Source organism: Aeromonas sp. 160P (genome assembly GCF_055193095.1).
On record NZ_JBUXKV010000001.1, the window covers coordinates 1,904,793 to 1,918,793 of the forward strand.

Sequence of the window (14,001 nt, forward strand, 5' to 3'; positions counted from 1 at the left end):
GATAAAAGTTACCACCGTCATGGTTAATGCCAGTCAGTTAAATCTGACTGGCATTGTTTTTACTTACTTTTTCACTGTGCTGGCAGCATGACAGCCATAAAAAAACCGGCATCATGGATGCCGGTTTTTTGTTTGACGATGAGAGGGCTGCTTAGCGCAGGATCATCTCGTCACGGCCTGGGCCGACGGAAACCATCGGAACCGGCACACCCAGCAGTGCTTCAATACGCAGCACGTAGTTCTGGGCGGCTTTAGGCAGGCTTTCGAAGGTGCGGCAGCCGGTGATGTCTTCACTCCAGCTTTCCATCACTTCATAGACAGGCTTGAGGGCTGCAGTCTGTGGCCAGATCGGGTTCTCGGTGTGAGCACCTTCATAAGCGACGCAGATCTTCAGATCCGGCAGGCCGGTCAGGCAGTCCAGCTTGGTCAGGGCAACTTCGGTCGCCGCTTGCAGCTCAACACCGTTCTTGGTAGCGACGGCATCGAAGTAGCCAACGTCACGGGGACGACCGGTGGTGGCACCGAACTCGTTGGTGATCTTGCGGAACTCGTCCTGGTTCTCCATGGCGGTCAGCAGGGTGCCGGTACCGACAGAGGAGCTGAATGCCTTGGCCACGGCGATGATGCGCTCTGGGCGCAGTGCCGGCAGGCCGCCACCGATACCGGCATAAGCACCGGAAACGTGGGAGGAGGTGACCCATGGGTACTCACCATAGATGAGGTCACGGCCAGCACCCAGCTGCGCTTCGAACAGCAGGGTCTTGCCTTCAGCCTGCAGCGCTTTGAGCGGCATGCTGACGTTGCAAACGGCGTCGATCCACGGGGCAGAGACTTCCAGCAGCCAGTCGGCCATCTCTTGGGCGGTCTGGGTGAATTCGAAGGTCGGATAGATAGCCTTCATCTGCGGCAGTTTCCAGTCCAGCATGAACTGGATGCGCTCGACCAGCACGTCCGGCTGCTTCAACCAGCCAACCAGGATCGCTTTCTTCATCACGCGATCACCGTAGGCGGGAGCAATACCTTGACGGGTAGAGCCATAGGCGCCATCGCCCAGACGCAGCTCTTCCAGGGTATCTTCCAGCGCGTGCAGCGGCAGGCAGAGGGTTGCGCGATCAGAGATTGCCAGCTTCGGAGTCACGCCGGAGGCTTTGACTTCATCAAGCTCAACGGTCAGTTTCTCTGGGCTGATCACCATGCCAGGGCCGAGAACAACCAGGCAATCCGGGCTGAATACGCCACTGGGGATTTGGTGCAGCTTGAAGGTGCCAAGATCGTTGACCACGGTGTGGCCAGCGTTGTTGCCGCCCTGGAAGCGAATGCTGGCGCCAGCTTGACCTGCCAGATAATCAACGATGCGGCCTTTGCCTTCATCACCCCAGTTAGCACCTACGACTACGATAGACGACATGACTCTTTCTCCTAAGACGTTAGGCGTCCATCCTAGGAGCCTGATGCGGATTAGAAAAATTAATTATTTTTATAATTCCGATAAGAAAGCCATATAATGGTGGCCAATTAAGCGGCAAACGGCCCAGTTTTGCCGTGCAGACCGCGTCAATAGCGGGTTGAGGGACTCTTATGCTGGATATTCACTGGCTGCAAACCTTTGTCACCCTGGCCAGATTGCAACATTTTGGTCAGACCGCCACCGAGCTGCACATGACCCAGCCCAATGTCAGCCTGCATCTCAAGCGGCTGGAGCAGGCGACCCGGGTGCGGCTGATCGAGCGCAGCCCGTTTCGGCTGACGCAGGCAGGGGAGCGCTTGCTGCAAAGTGCCGAGCGCACCATCGCCGAGCTGCAGCTCTGTCAGTCCGATCTCAATGCCCTTAACCAGTTGAGTCAGGGGACGCTGGCCATCGCCGCCAGCGACATTATCTCGCGGCTGTTGTTGATCCAGCCGTTCCAGCGTTTCAAGCGGGAGTTTCCCGGCATCGATCTCACCCTGTTCAACACCACCTCGGATCAGGCCGCCGAGCTGGTCAAGGCGGGCAAGGCGGATTTGGGCTTCGTGATGGCGCAAAAGCGCAGCGAGCCGCTGTTCTATACCGAGCTGCAGCAGGTGACCTGGTGTGCGCTGGGCCACGGGCTGGCACGTTGGCAAGAGCGGGCCATTGCGGGAGAGAGCGATCCCCTCGATGAGCCGACCCTGATCTTGTTGGGCCATGATACTCGTACCCGGGCGGTGATCGATCCGTCGTTGCCGCTGCTGGCGTTGCCCCCTTGCCGCATCATGGAGGTGGGCAGCGTGGATGCCCAGCTCGATTGGGCCGAGGCTGGCTTTGGCGTCGCCATAGTGCCGGATTTTTCTTTGCATCCGCGCCTCAACCTGACCGCGCCAGTCACCAGCCTGAGCGATTTTCCCGGCACCAGTCTGGGCTATGTGGTGCGTCAGAATCAGGTGCTGTCGCGGGCCATCAAGCAACTGCTGCACTGGGTGGAGGAGGAGATCCAGAAGCCCAATCCCTATCTGACCCGGGGATTTGAGCAGTAGCAGGGCAGTCAGGTTGCGCAACCATTCCCACAAGAAAATTTCCACCAGCCAATTGCTACCAGCCAATTATCGCAAGTGGGCACTCACAATCAGGGCAGCCGAGGCTGCCCTGATCCGTTGCTCTGTGCTGCCCGATTCAGGGTTGCAGCGGCGCGGCTGCGCTGCTGGCGGGTGAGAGGGTTGCGTCAGCTTTATCCTGCGGTGGGGTTTCGCTAGCAACCGCGCTGCTGGCCGTGGGCTGTGTCCCCTGTGCTGCTGACACCGTTGCCGACGCGGCGCTCGCCTGCAGTTGGGTCGCAGCGGCCGCCGATACCGCAGGAACGGTTGGCGCGGCGGAGGAGGCCGAGGGTGTCAGGCTGGCGTTGGTCGTCACCTCGGTGGCTGGCGCTGTCAGCTCAGGGGTGACCTCGAGCGCGGCCTCGGGCAAGGGGGCGCTTTCGGTGGCCAGCGCTGCGCTTTCGGTGGTCAGTGCTGCGCTTTCGGTGGCCAGCGCTGCGCTGCCGGTGGCCAGTGCTGCGCTGCTGGTGGCGGTGGCATCAGCCGGGATGTCGGTAAGGGCTGCCGTCCCTTCGGCGGCACTGGCCTGCATCGCCGTTTGCTCTGCGCCTGAGGTCAACGGCGCCGCTGTGAACTGCTCTGGCGCTAATTGCTCGGGGGTCAGTGATAGCGGCTCGGGTGGCTGATCCGACATCCCCGAGTGCAAAGGCAGCTCGGTTTGGGCCTGCAACTGTTCGGGGGTCACCTTGCTCAAGGCGGGATGGAGGCGGCTGAACTGCTTGACTCGGGCCAGCAGGGTATCGCGCACAGTACGAACGATGGGGTCCGGCAAGCTGTCCAGCGTCACCAGTTCGGCACTCATCCCGATATTGTTAAGAGAGCTGGTCTGCCCCGGATAGAGGTTGGCCGCGATGCGGCTGCGCTGGTAGTAGGGATGATGTTTGAGCAGCTTGTCGACCTGCTCCCCTTCGATGGGGATGAGGCGAACTTTGCAACGATTGATGAGATCGCCAATAGAGAGGCTGGGATGACCCTCGACCACAAAGGCGGCATCCAGCGAGCCATCACACAGCCCTTCCAGTGGTTCACTGTTCGACTTGAGTTGGTAGGCGACAAACTGTCCGGGTTGCCACCCCATCGCGGCCATCAGGGCCTTGCTGGTGATCTGTTCACCGGTGCCGGGGTTGCCCGGATAGACCCGCTTCCCTTCGATATCCGCCAGGGTGGTGATGCCGCTATTGGGGGCCGCCAGCAGGGTCAGCGACTCCTGATAGAGGCGAAACAGGCTGCGCAGCTCATGGTTGGCGCCCTGCCCGCTGAACGGGCCGCTGCCGTGCAGGGCGTGGTGCAACACATCGGACTGCACCAGCGCCAGCTGTACTTCCCCCTTGTTCAACGCCTTGAGGTTAGCCATGGAGCCACGGGTGCTCTGCACGGTGCAGCTGTCCCCGTGCAGGGCATGGCCAGCATTGAGCACCCGGCAGATGGCACCGCCAGTCGGGTAGTAGACGCCATTGAGCGGGCCGGTTCCTATGGTCAGTGCTTGACTGCTCAAGGGGAGCAGCGCTGGCAATGCACAGAGGGGGAGCAGAAGGTGACGCAAGATCCGTAGAGACATAATTGACCGTTTACTGAGTGGAGCTGTGGCTGACGACGCCGGGTAACAAAGGATGGGGCTGACCCCATCCCGTTGCCGCTGACTAGGGCTTGCTGTGGTTGAGGATCGCCCCTTCCATTCGCGCCAGCGCGTCGGTCAGCCGTGCCTTGGTGCAGCCGAAGTTGAGCCGCACGAACTGGCCATTGCCAAATTGGGCACCCGGTGAGAGCCCGACCCCGGCCTGCTCGAAGAAAGCGATGGGGTCGGCAAGGCCAAGGGCGCTCACATCGATCCAGGCCAGATAAGTGGCCTGATGGCTGGCCAGCGTGACGCCGGGCCAGCGGGCAACCGCTTGCTGGATCAGGGCCAGATTGGCTGCCAGATAGTCGAGCTGCTCGCAGAGCCACTGCTCGCCACCCTCATAGGCCGCTTCGGCGGCGACAAAGCCCAGCAAGTTGACGTCGGCGCTGATGCCGCGCATCGCCTGCTGCAGCCTAAAGCGCAGACGGGCGTTGGGGATGATGGCGAAGGAGCAGCAAAGACCGGCGATATTGAAGGTCTTGCTCGGGGCCATCATCACCGCGCAGCGTTCGGCCGCTTCCGCACTGATGGCGCCGTAGGGAATGTGGCGGGCATGTTTATCCAGCAGCAGATCGCAGTGGATTTCATCGGAGCAGATCACCAGATTGTGGCGCGCGGCGATGGCATCGATGGCCAGCAGTTCGTCACGGGTAAAGATGGTGCCGCCCGGGTTGTGGGGGTTGCAGAGCAGCAGCAGATCCGCAGCGGGGGCCTGACGCTCCAGCTCTGCCAGATCCAGCACCCAGCGGCCTGCCTCTTCAATCATCGGCACTGTGAGCAGCGGACGGTCGTTGAAACCGGGGGCCTGCAGGAAGGGGTAATAGACCGGCTTGGGAGTGATAATGCCGCGGCCATGCTGGCTCCACGCCTTGCAGGCAAGGTTGAGTCCCGGCACCACGCCCGGCAGGAACACCAGCCATTCGGGCTCGATAGCCCAGCCATAGCGGGTCGCCATCCGTTCGATAATGAGTTCGATCAGGCGCGGCGAGGGGCGCGAGTAGCCAAAAATACCGTGGGCAACCCGGGCGGTCAGCGCCTCGACCACCGCAGGGGGGGAGGCAAAGTCGGTGTCGGCAACCCACATGGGCAGCACATCCTGATCCTTGTACTTGTCCCACTTCAGGCTCATGGTGCCACTGCGCTCTATTTCCCGATCAAAATCAAACATGCGAACTCCTTGTGCTGGTCGGATGGGGGTTCACTCTACGGGGTCACGGCCTCCCTCGCAAGGCGCACACCCGCTTATGCCATCCTTGAACCTGCTCTTGATAGTGACATAAGATAAGCGCCGAATTTTCATACGGCCGCAGCCAGTGGGTCCGCCTTTTTCCTTCCAATCAGTGGTAACGCAATGAGCTTGTCGATAGCGGCGGTAAAACGCCCGGATCCGGTGTCCCTTTCATTTCTGGCGGTGACCTTTATGACTGGCGTCGCGGTGGCGCTGCAGGTGCCGACCTTGAGCCTGTTTCTGGCCGAGGAGGTGCAGGTGCGCCCGGTACTGGTCGGGCTCTTTTACACCATCAATGCGGTGGTGGGCATTCTGGTCACCCAGTGGCTGGGTCATCGCTCCGACAACAAGGGGGATCGCAAACGGCTGATCCTGCGCTGCTGTTTTGCCGGTGTAGCGCTCTCCTTGCTGTTTGCCTGGAACCGCAATTACTGGTTATTGGCGAGTCTGGGGGTGTTGCTGGCGGCACTGGCGGCCACTGCCAGCCCCCAGTTGTTTGCCCTAGCGCGGGAGTATTCGGACAGCCGTAACAAGCGGGCGGACATGTTCAGCTCGGTGATGCGGGCTCAATTTTCGCTGGCCTGGGTGATAGGCCCGCCCATCGCCTTTGCGCTGGCCATCGGCTATGGCTTCGAGCTGATGTACCTGGCCTCGGCGCTGGCCTATCTGCTCTGCGCGTTTGTGGTGTGGCGCTGGTTGCCCTCCCTGCCGCTACCCAACATGGCTGAAGAGACCGAGCGGGTCAGCAGCTGGCGGGATCCGGCAGTGCGGGCGCTCTTTATCGCCTCCACCCTGATGTGGACCTGCAACAGCATGTACCTCATCAATATGCCGCTTTATATCACCCGCGAGCTGGGACTGGATGAGAAGCTCGCAGGGATATTGATGGGCACTGCCGCTGCCATCGAGATCCCCTTTATGTTGCTGGCAGGCTACTACACGGCCCGTTTTGGCAAGCGCCCCATGATGTTGCTGGCGGTGCTGTCCGGCGCTTTGTTTTATGGCGGACTGGTGACCCTCACTGATCAACATGCCCTGATTGGGCTGCAGCTGTTCAATGCCATTTTCATCGGCATAGTGGCGGGGATCGGCATGTCTTATTTTCAGGATCTGATGCCGGGACGGGCAGGGGTGGCAACCACCCTGTTTGCCAATAGTATCCGTACCGGTTCCATCATGGCGGGGGCCATCGCCGGTGTGGTGGCGGAGGTGTGGAGTTTTCACGGGGTCTTTATGGTGGCACTGGTATTGGCGCTGGTGGCACTGGCCGCCTGCTGGCGGGTGCCCGACGTCTGATGGGAGATTTAGCTGTTATTTGCCGTGCCGGGGCTGGGCCCGTGGGAGCTGTGCTGACTCACTCTGATATTCGTTGCGCAGGCAGCGTAGCAGCAGTTCGGTAGCGGGGCCGAGGGATTCCGGGGAGAGGGTCAGCAGATAGGTGTAGAGGTGGCGCTCGTTGCCACTTTCCAGATCCAGCTGTACCAGCGAGCCTTCCGCCAGTTCCCGCTCCACCAGATGACGCGGCAGCCAGGCGTAGCCAAGGCCGAGACGCAGCATGGCGGTTACTTCGTGGTAGTGGGTGGCCTTCCAGCCGATGTCATCTGCATCGTTCCAGTCTACCGAGCGGTGAATGGGGGGATGCAGGCTTATCTGGTTGTGGCCGATCAGCACATCGCTGCGGATCGCCCCCCTCTCCTGTGCCAGCGGATGGCTGGCGGCGCAGAGGGGCAGCAGGGATACCTCGTCCAGCGGCAGGCCAGCCTGATCGCCGGGCAGGTGCTCGGAGAGCATCAGATCCCCCGGCTGCAGGGCATTGAAGTGACAGTGAATACGTTCGTGCAGATTGATCCGGCAACCCCGGCTGCGGGGATAGAAGCTGGCCAGCGCCCGATAGAGGCGATCCCTTGGCTGCAACGCCGAGACATAGAGGTTGATCTGCGGCTCCCAATGGCGCTCTAGGTTGTTGGCCAGATTCTCCAGCTCCTCCACCTGCTGGCTCAACTGCCGTGCCCGCTTGAGGAAGATCTCTCCCGCCGGGGTCAGCACCGCCTTGCGACCGCGCACCTCCAGCAAGGGCACTCCCAGACTCTGCTGCAACTTCGCAACCGCATGATTGAGGGAGGACTGGCTCTTGTTCAGCGCCTCGGCCGCCTGGGCGTAGCCGCCGCAATCGACCACCGCCTGAAAGATCCGCCATTGCTCAAACGTGCTCTTGGGACGAAACATAATTCAACCTGATTGGAGATAGGATGGTCAGGGGCTGCTACAGGGAGCCGAAGCTCCCTATTCAATTTAATCCCTGCGGCACAACTCTCTGGGTATTTTATTGATTTATTTGGGCTGGGCCACGCAACTTGTTTATTTCGGCTGCGCTACCTGCTTATTTGGGCTGCGCCATCTGTTTATTTCGGCTGGGCCACAAAAGTCTGGCCGGTTTTGCCGCGGCTGTCTGACCCCATCAGGTAGAGGTAGAGCGGCATCAGGTCGGCCGGGGTCTTGAGGTTCATGGGATCCTCTGCCGGGAAGGCGCTGGCGCGCATCTTGGTGCGGGTACCGCCCGGGTTGAGGGTGTTGACCCGCACGCCGGTGTTCTCCAGCTCGTCGGCCAGCACTTCCATCATCCCCTCGATGGCGAATTTGGAGATGGCATAGGTGCCCCAGTAGGCGCGCCCTTTGCGTCCCACGCTGGAGGAGGTGTAGACGATGGAGGCTTCGCCCTGCGCCTTGGCAGTCTGACGCAGCAGTGGCAGCAGCGCCTGGGTTAGCAGGAATTCTGATTTGACGTTGACCTGCATCACCTCGTCCCACTCTTTCTCTTGAATGTGTTCAAACGGGGAGAGGGTGCCGAGCAGACCGGCGTTGAACAGCACGCCGTCGAGGCGGCCAAACTGCTGGGCGAAGGTCTCGGCCATGCCACGGTAGTGGGCAGCAGTGGCCCCTTTCAGATCCACCGGCACTATGGCGGGCAGCGGATAACCGGCGGCTTCAATCTGGTCATACACGGCTTCGAGTTTGGCGCTGGTGCGGCCGAGCAGGATCACGGTGGCACCGTGGGCGGCGTAGGTGAGGGCGGCTTCGCGGCCGATCCCGTCGCCGGCACCGGTGACCAGAATGACTTTATCCTTGAGCAGATCGCGGGGTGCCTGATAATCGAGCATGACAACTCCTGTTAACAAATTCCGGCCATAAGTGCATGGCAATCGGCGCTAAGTGTACTGATCCGCGCGCCTGTTTGACCAGCCAGTGGCAAGAAAAATGTGAACAAAATAGAGAGGTTGTGATGCTTGGGTTGGTTTTTCGACATGCTGACTGCGATTTTTTGCGCGCATCCGTCAAACTCCCTAGAATGTGACGAAAACCGATCCATTGTGGAGTCCATCGTGACATTTCTGACCGAATACGGCCTGTTTCTGGCCAAGACAGTGACCTTCCTGCTGGCCATCGGCGCCATCATCATGATGATCGTTAGCAGCCGCCAGCCGAAAGCGCGCAAGGGGGAGCTGGTGGTGACCGATCTCTCGAGCGAGCTGGAGCAGGGGCAGTTTGCCCTCAAGAGCGCGCTGGCCAGCAAGGCCGAACGCAAGGTGCTGGAAAAGCAGCAGAAAGAGGAGCAGAAAAAGCGCACCAAGGCGGGGGATGAGCGCAGTCGCCTGTTCGTGCTCGATTTCAACGGCAGCATGGATGCCAAAGAGGTGGCCTCCTTGCGCGAGGAGGTGAGCGCGGTGATCGGCGTGGCCCAGCCCGGCGACGAGGTGCTGCTGCGACTAGAATCCGGTGGCGGCGTGGTGCATGGCTACGGCTTGGCCGCTTCCCAGTTGCAACGGCTGCGGGACAAGGGGGTCAAACTCACGGTGGCCATCGACAAGGTGGCGGCGAGCGGCGGCTACATGATGGCCTGCGTGGCGGATCAGATCCTGGCTGCCCCCTTTGCCATCGTCGGCTCCATCGGGGTGATCGCCCAACTGCCGAACTTCAACAAGTTGCTGAAAAAGCACGACATCGAATTCGAGATGCACACCGCCGGTCAGTACAAGCGCACCATCACCATGTTCGGTGAGAACGACGATCTGGGGCGCGAGAAGTTTCGCGAGGAGCTGGGCGCCATCCACGAGCGCTTCAAGGCCTTTGTGGCCGAGCACCGCCCGCAACTCGATATCGATCAGGTCACCACCGGTGAGCACTGGCTGGCGAGTCAGGCCAAGGGACTGGGGCTGGTGGATACTCTCTGCACCAGCGATGACTACCTGCTGGCGCAGGCCAGCCACCACAAGGTGATCGGTATCAGCTATCGCAAGCCAAAAAGCCTGACCCAGAAGCTGGGGCAGCAGGGCGCGCAGGCGCTCGAAGCCGGACTGGGGCGTTTGTGGCAGCAGAGCCCCTGGCGCTAAGCCCGCCCCTCTGGCGTTAGCCCGAGGGGAAACCCGTGATAAAAAGGCCAGCCGGTGCCCACCGGCTGGCCTTGTTGCATCCGGTGGCACCTTGATGGTGAGCGAGCATTGTTTCTATTGAAGCCCTCTGTTACAACTGAATGCTTTCCCCGTTTAATGAAGGATCTTGTGGTAACCGCTGCGGGGTCATGGAGCAGAGCTATGTCATGGAGCACCTTCAGGCACTTTACCCCGCTGGTCTGGATCGTCATTCTGGGCACCTTCATGGTGCGCACCAGCTACTACATGGTGTGGCCCTTCCTCTCCATTTTGCTTTATCGGGAGTATGACCTCTCGGCCACCTTCATCGGCCTGTTGCTGGGGGGCTCGATGGCCCTCTCCACTCTGGTGAGTTTCTATGGCGGCTGGCTCTCTGATCGCTTCGGGCGGCGCAGCATACTGCTGGCCGGTTGTCTGGTAGCGATGCTCTGTTTCGGCCTGCTCGGCTTTTCGCACACTGTGTTCTGGCTCGGGATCGGGGTGATGGGCAGCGGCCTCTCGTCGGGGCTCATTGATGCCCCCGGCAAGGCGCTGATGGCCGACAGCCTGGCCTCGGCCAAGGCGCGGGAGCTGGCACTGCACCTGCGCTATTTTCTGCTCAACCTGGGGGCGGCGTTGGGGCCGCTGCTCGGGGTGACCCTCGGGATCAATGCCCAGCAGGAGACCTTCCTGTTTCTGGTGGTGAGCTATCTGCTGCTGGCGCTGGCCTTTGGCTGGGGATTTCGCAAAGCTGGCAGCGCAGCAAAGCCGGGGGCGGCTGGCCCCGGGCTGCGGGATGCCATCAAGGTGCTGCTGGCGGATCGGGCCTTCCTGCTGCTGGTGATGGCCAACTTGTTGATGGTGCTGGTCTACTCCCAGTTTCACTCGCCTCTGGTGCAATACCTGACCCGGGCCGGTATGCCGCAGGTGGCCGAGCTGATTGCCCTGCTGGTGGCAACCAATGCCCTGACCGTGGTGCTGCTGCAATTTCCGCTGCTGCGGTTATTGTCACGCTGGCCGGTGCGGGTGCGGCTTCATATCGGCATGGCGCTCTTTCTGGCGGCCCAGCTGCTCTTCGCGCTGGGGGATCCGACGGTGCGCAGCCACTGGTTTGGCGCCGTGCTGCTGCTCAGTATCGGCGAGACCATCCTGTTCCCCCTGCTCAACGTGCTGATCGACCAGATGGCCCCGCCCCACCTCAAGGGGAGCTACTTTGGCGCCAGCGCATTGGCAGGGTTGGGCGGGGCCGCAGGCGCGCTGCTGGGAGGCTGGATCCTCGAGCAGTGGAGCGGCCAGCTGCTCTATGTGCTGATGGCACTGCTCTGCGTGGTCACCTTCTGGCTTTATGAAGCTGGCGCCCGTCATCATGGGCGGCGGAGCTCCTCCGCTCGGGAGGAGGCCGCCAGGTAGTGTGTCCCAGAGCAGCCAAGGTGCCGTGATTAAAAGGTCAGTACCTTGTCGGCGGTCAGGGTCCACTGGGCCAGCATCGGCAGGGTGCCGACCTCAATGCCCTCGATCAGCGGCAGGGCAGTGATGCCACGGGCGTCGGTGCAGGTCTTGCACAGGCGAATGGTCACCCCTTGCGCCAGCAGGATCTCCAGCATCTGGCGCAGGTTGTACCCCTCTGCCGGCGCCTGACCGGCCAGCGCCGCGCCCACCGCATCGGACATCAGGAACAGTTTGAGGCTGGCGCCACCCTGCTCGTTGAGGGCGATAGCGAGACGCAGGGCGTTAAACAGGGATTCGCTGCCGTAGGGGGCGCCGTTGGCAATCACCACAATCTGTTGATTCATAAGAGACTCCTGATCCTAAAAAGCGTCATTGTAGAACCAATAGGGTGGCGATGGCGTGATGGTTCGCAATTTCTGTCGTCTCTTTTGGCCAACGGCTTGACCTCTGTCCGTATCAGGGTTCTCATCATCTGCTCGAAGAGATGATGGGATGAGCCCTTATGTGGAAAATAGTAGGAACAGGATTGCTGTTGTTGGCGAGTCAGGCTCACGCCAGTCAACCGGTCGGCTGCGATGCTCGCTTGCAGGCAGTCAATGCTCAGCTGGTGTTTGCCAAGGCGCACAACAACAGCGGGGAAATTGCCGGATTGGAGAGTGCCGCCCGCAATATCAAGACCTATTGCACCGATGAGGGGCTGCTTAAGGAGCAGCAACAGCGGGTGAGTCAGCGTCAGCGCGAAGTGACTGAGCGTCAACGTGACTTGCAGGAGGCGACAGCTGGCGGCAAGCCGGAGAAGATCGCCAAGCGGCAGGCCAAGCTGGAAGCATCCCAAACCCAGCTGCTGGAGGCCCAGCGCGAACTGGAAGCCTTGAACCGGCTGGTCGGTAAGTGATGATCTGCGACTGACCGCAGGATCAAAAAAGGCCGATTGCTCGGCCTTTTTTCATTTTACTCTCTGTGCATCAGTTACTGCCGGTGCATCCGCACGAACTTTTCCATCAGCTGATCTTCGGTCTCCACATGAGCGGGATCCCAGATGATGCAGTCGATAGGGCAGACGCTGATACAGGTCGGTTTCTCATAGTGACCGACGCACTCGGTGCAGCGACTGGGGTCGATCTCGTAGATCTCCTCGCCAAGCGTGATGGCCTGGTTGGGGCACTCGGGATCGCACATGTCACAGTTGATGCACTTGTCGGTGATGAGCAGTGACATCTCAAGCGGCCGAATGGGGCTGACGGGTATCCTGACGCTCGCCGAGGTTGCGCAGCAGGATGCCGAAGTTGACGTCTACTTCTTTCGGCACTGGCACATAGACCACGTGACCGTTGCCCGGCGCGGTATCAATCAGCTCGCCCTTGCGGTTCTGCATCTGCTCCAGATTGAAGCTGAGGTTACCCTGCGGGGTCATCAGCTCCAGGCTGTTGCCCACCAGGAACTTGTTCTTCACCTCGACCTCGACCATGTCGCCGTTACGACCGGTGATCTCGCCGACAAACTGCTGGGTGTCGGAGACCGAGTAGCCGTAGTCGTAGTTCTGGTACTCGCTGTGGTTATGACGGCGCAGGAAGCCCTCGGTGTAGCCGCGGTGGGCCAGATTCTCGAGGGTGCCCATCAGGCTGCGATCGAACGGACGACCCGCCACCGCATCGTCGATGGCCTTGCGATAGACCTGAGCGGTACGGGCGCAGTAGTAGAAGGACTTGGTGCGACCTTCGATTTTCAGCGAGTGAACGCCCATCTTGGTCAGTCGCTCGACGTGCTCGACGGCGCGCAAGTCTTTGGAGTTCATGATGTAGGTGCCGTGCTCGTCCTCGAACGCGCTCATGTACTCGCCCGGGCGGTTGGATTCTTCCAGCAGCACCAGCGCATCGGTCGGTTTGCCAAGGCCTAGCGTGTTGTCCGGACGGATGGCGATGGGCTCCTGACGGTGGACGATCTGGCCCACGTCATCTTCCTTGCCCTCGTGCACCTTGTACTCCCAGCGGCAGGAGTTGGTGCAGGTGCCCTGGTTGGGGTCACGCTTGTTGATGTAGCCGGAGAGCAGGCAGCGGCCGGAGTAGGCCATGCACAGCGCCCCGTGGACGAACACTTCCAGCTCCATCTCCGGCACCTGCATGCGGATCTCTTCGATCTCGTCCAGCGACAATTCGCGGGAGAGAATGGCGCGGGTCAGGCCCATCTGATGCCAGAACTTCACCGTGGCCCAGTTGACCGCGTTGGCCTGCACCGAGAGATGAACCGGCATATCCGGGAAGGCTTCGCGCATCATCATGATAAGACCGGGGTCGGACATGATCAGCGCATCCGGCTTCATCTCCACTACCGGGCGCATATCGCGGATAAAGGTCTTGAGCTTGGAGTTGTGGGGCTGGATGTTGGCCACCACATAGAACTGCTTGCCCAGCGCATGGGCTTCGTTGATGCCCAGCTGCAGGTTTTCGTGATCGAATTCGTTGTTGCGCACCCGCAGGCTGTAGCGGGGCTGGCCGGCATAGACGGCATCGGCGCCATAGGCATAGGCGTAACGCATGTTCTTGAGGGAACCTGCGGGGGAGAGCAATTCTGGTTTAAACATGGCGGACTCTTTATATCTGATTGCAAATCAGGACGATGCCACCTGATGGCATCGTAGTGGTTGAGCAGCGGTGCAAGATGACACTCCGGGAGGAGGTTCAATGCCGCGCGACCCGATGACGGCATATCCGGGGCCTATCTAAAAAAGGTGCGCCGGATATTCGGGGTGC

The 14,001-nt window shown here is 60.8% G+C and carries 13 protein-coding genes; 5 read left to right on the forward strand and 8 right to left on the reverse strand.

Annotated features, from left to right (window positions below; all coding sequences use genetic code 11):
• Nucleotides 1-151 precede the first annotated feature (151 nt).
• Nucleotides 152-1,408 carry an adenylosuccinate synthetase gene (locus ACY8FN_RS09020; RefSeq protein WP_042020579.1) on the reverse strand — a complete coding sequence of 419 codons (1,257 nt, stop codon included), beginning with the start codon at nucleotides 1,406-1,408 and terminating at the stop codon, nucleotides 152-154.
• 170 nt (nucleotides 1,409-1,578) lie between these two features.
• Between ACY8FN_RS09020 and ACY8FN_RS09025 the strand changes: the two genes are divergently transcribed.
• Complete coding sequence (locus ACY8FN_RS09025) at nucleotides 1,579-2,493, forward strand: LysR family transcriptional regulator (protein ID WP_463099800.1); 915 nt, start codon at nucleotides 1,579-1,581, stop codon at nucleotides 2,491-2,493.
• 136 nt (nucleotides 2,494-2,629) lie between these two features.
• On the opposite strand, the gene ACY8FN_RS09030 is transcribed toward ACY8FN_RS09025, so the two are convergent.
• Both ACY8FN_RS09030 and ACY8FN_RS09035 read right to left on the reverse strand, forming a co-directional pair.
• The gene (locus ACY8FN_RS09030) at nucleotides 2,630-4,108 is read right to left on the reverse strand and encodes a TAXI family TRAP transporter solute-binding subunit (protein WP_463099801.1); all 1,479 of its coding nucleotides are present in this window, start codon (nucleotides 4,106-4,108) and stop codon (nucleotides 2,630-2,632) included.
• Nucleotides 4,109-4,190: 82 nt separating this feature from the next.
• On the reverse strand, nucleotides 4,191-5,336 hold the full coding sequence (locus ACY8FN_RS09035) for a MalY/PatB family protein (RefSeq protein ID WP_463099802.1): 1,146 nt from the start codon (nucleotides 5,334-5,336) through the stop codon (nucleotides 4,191-4,193).
• Nucleotides 5,337-5,519: 183 nt separating this feature from the next.
• On the opposite strand from ACY8FN_RS09035, the gene ACY8FN_RS09040 reads away from it, so the two are divergent.
• Nucleotides 5,520-6,692, forward strand: a complete 1,173-nt coding sequence (locus tag ACY8FN_RS09040; RefSeq protein WP_463099803.1) for an MFS transporter — start codon at nucleotides 5,520-5,522, stop codon at nucleotides 6,690-6,692.
• Nucleotides 6,693-6,707: 15 nt separating this feature from the next.
• On the opposite strand, the gene ACY8FN_RS09045 is transcribed toward ACY8FN_RS09040, so the two are convergent.
• A complete protein-coding gene (locus ACY8FN_RS09045; protein WP_463099804.1) occupies nucleotides 6,708-7,622 on the reverse strand; it encodes a LysR family transcriptional regulator in 915 nt (304 codons plus the stop codon).
• Between the two features lie 176 nt (nucleotides 7,623-7,798).
• A complete protein-coding gene (locus tag ACY8FN_RS09050; protein WP_042061343.1) occupies nucleotides 7,799-8,554 on the reverse strand; it encodes a YciK family oxidoreductase in 756 nt (251 codons plus the stop codon).
• 222 nt (nucleotides 8,555-8,776) lie between these two features.
• On the opposite strand from ACY8FN_RS09050, the gene sohB reads away from it, so the two are divergent.
• Both sohB and ACY8FN_RS09060 read left to right on the forward strand, forming a co-directional pair.
• Nucleotides 8,777-9,784 carry a protease SohB gene (gene sohB, locus ACY8FN_RS09055; RefSeq protein WP_463099805.1) on the forward strand — a complete coding sequence of 336 codons (1,008 nt, stop codon included), beginning with the start codon at nucleotides 8,777-8,779 and terminating at the stop codon, nucleotides 9,782-9,784.
• 201 nt (nucleotides 9,785-9,985) lie between these two features.
• The gene (locus tag ACY8FN_RS09060; protein ID WP_463099806.1) at nucleotides 9,986-11,212 is read left to right on the forward strand and encodes an MFS transporter; all 1,227 of its coding nucleotides are present in this window, start codon (nucleotides 9,986-9,988) and stop codon (nucleotides 11,210-11,212) included.
• 29 nt (nucleotides 11,213-11,241) lie between these two features.
• On the opposite strand, the gene ACY8FN_RS09065 is transcribed toward ACY8FN_RS09060, so the two are convergent.
• A complete protein-coding gene (locus ACY8FN_RS09065) occupies nucleotides 11,242-11,595 on the reverse strand; it encodes a DsrE/DsrF/TusD sulfur relay family protein (protein ID WP_463099807.1) in 354 nt (117 codons plus the stop codon).
• A gap of 158 nt (nucleotides 11,596-11,753) precedes the next feature.
• Between ACY8FN_RS09065 and ACY8FN_RS09070 the strand changes: the two genes are divergently transcribed.
• Nucleotides 11,754-12,146, forward strand: a complete 393-nt coding sequence (locus ACY8FN_RS09070; RefSeq protein ID WP_463099808.1) for a DUF1090 domain-containing protein — start codon at nucleotides 11,754-11,756, stop codon at nucleotides 12,144-12,146.
• A gap of 74 nt (nucleotides 12,147-12,220) precedes the next feature.
• Here ACY8FN_RS09070 and ACY8FN_RS09075 read toward each other — a convergent pair whose 3' ends face one another.
• Entirely contained in the window at nucleotides 12,221-12,469 is a 249-nt protein-coding gene (locus ACY8FN_RS09075; protein ID WP_042020594.1) for a YfhL family 4Fe-4S dicluster ferredoxin, read from the reverse strand.
• A gap of 1 nt (nucleotide 12,470) precedes the next feature.
• Complete coding sequence (gene trhP / locus ACY8FN_RS09080) at nucleotides 12,471-13,832, reverse strand: prephenate-dependent tRNA uridine(34) hydroxylase TrhP (protein WP_042020596.1); 1,362 nt, start codon at nucleotides 13,830-13,832, stop codon at nucleotides 12,471-12,473.
• Between the last annotated feature and the right edge of the window lie 169 nt (nucleotides 13,833-14,001).

Bases quoted from the DNA above. Each gene is read 5' to 3' on its own strand.
- ACY8FN_RS09020 (WP_042020579.1), bottom strand. From the start codon at position 1,408: ATGTCGTCTATCGTAGTCGTAGGTGCTAACTGGGGTGATGAAGGCAAA.
- ACY8FN_RS09025 (WP_463099800.1), top strand. From the start codon at position 1,579: ATGCTGGATATTCACTGGCTGCAAACCTTTGTCACCCTGGCCAGATTG.
- ACY8FN_RS09030 (WP_463099801.1), bottom strand. From the start codon at position 4,108: ATGTCTCTACGGATCTTGCGTCACCTTCTGCTCCCCCTCTGTGCATTG.
- ACY8FN_RS09035 (WP_463099802.1), bottom strand. From the start codon at position 5,336: ATGTTTGATTTTGATCGGGAAATAGAGCGCAGTGGCACCATGAGCCTG.
- ACY8FN_RS09040 (WP_463099803.1), top strand. From the start codon at position 5,520: ATGAGCTTGTCGATAGCGGCGGTAAAACGCCCGGATCCGGTGTCCCTT.
- ACY8FN_RS09045 (WP_463099804.1), bottom strand. From the start codon at position 7,622: ATGTTTCGTCCCAAGAGCACGTTTGAGCAATGGCGGATCTTTCAGGCG.
- ACY8FN_RS09050 (WP_042061343.1), bottom strand. From the start codon at position 8,554: ATGCTCGATTATCAGGCACCCCGCGATCTGCTCAAGGATAAAGTCATT.
- ACY8FN_RS09060 (WP_463099806.1), top strand. From the start codon at position 9,986: ATGTCATGGAGCACCTTCAGGCACTTTACCCCGCTGGTCTGGATCGTC.
- ACY8FN_RS09065 (WP_463099807.1), bottom strand. From the start codon at position 11,595: ATGAATCAACAGATTGTGGTGATTGCCAACGGCGCCCCCTACGGCAGC.
- ACY8FN_RS09070 (WP_463099808.1), top strand. From the start codon at position 11,754: ATGTGGAAAATAGTAGGAACAGGATTGCTGTTGTTGGCGAGTCAGGCT.
- ACY8FN_RS09075 (WP_042020594.1), bottom strand. From the start codon at position 12,469: ATGTCACTGCTCATCACCGACAAGTGCATCAACTGTGACATGTGCGAT.
- trhP (WP_042020596.1), bottom strand. From the start codon at position 13,832: ATGTTTAAACCAGAATTGCTCTCCCCCGCAGGTTCCCTCAAGAACATG.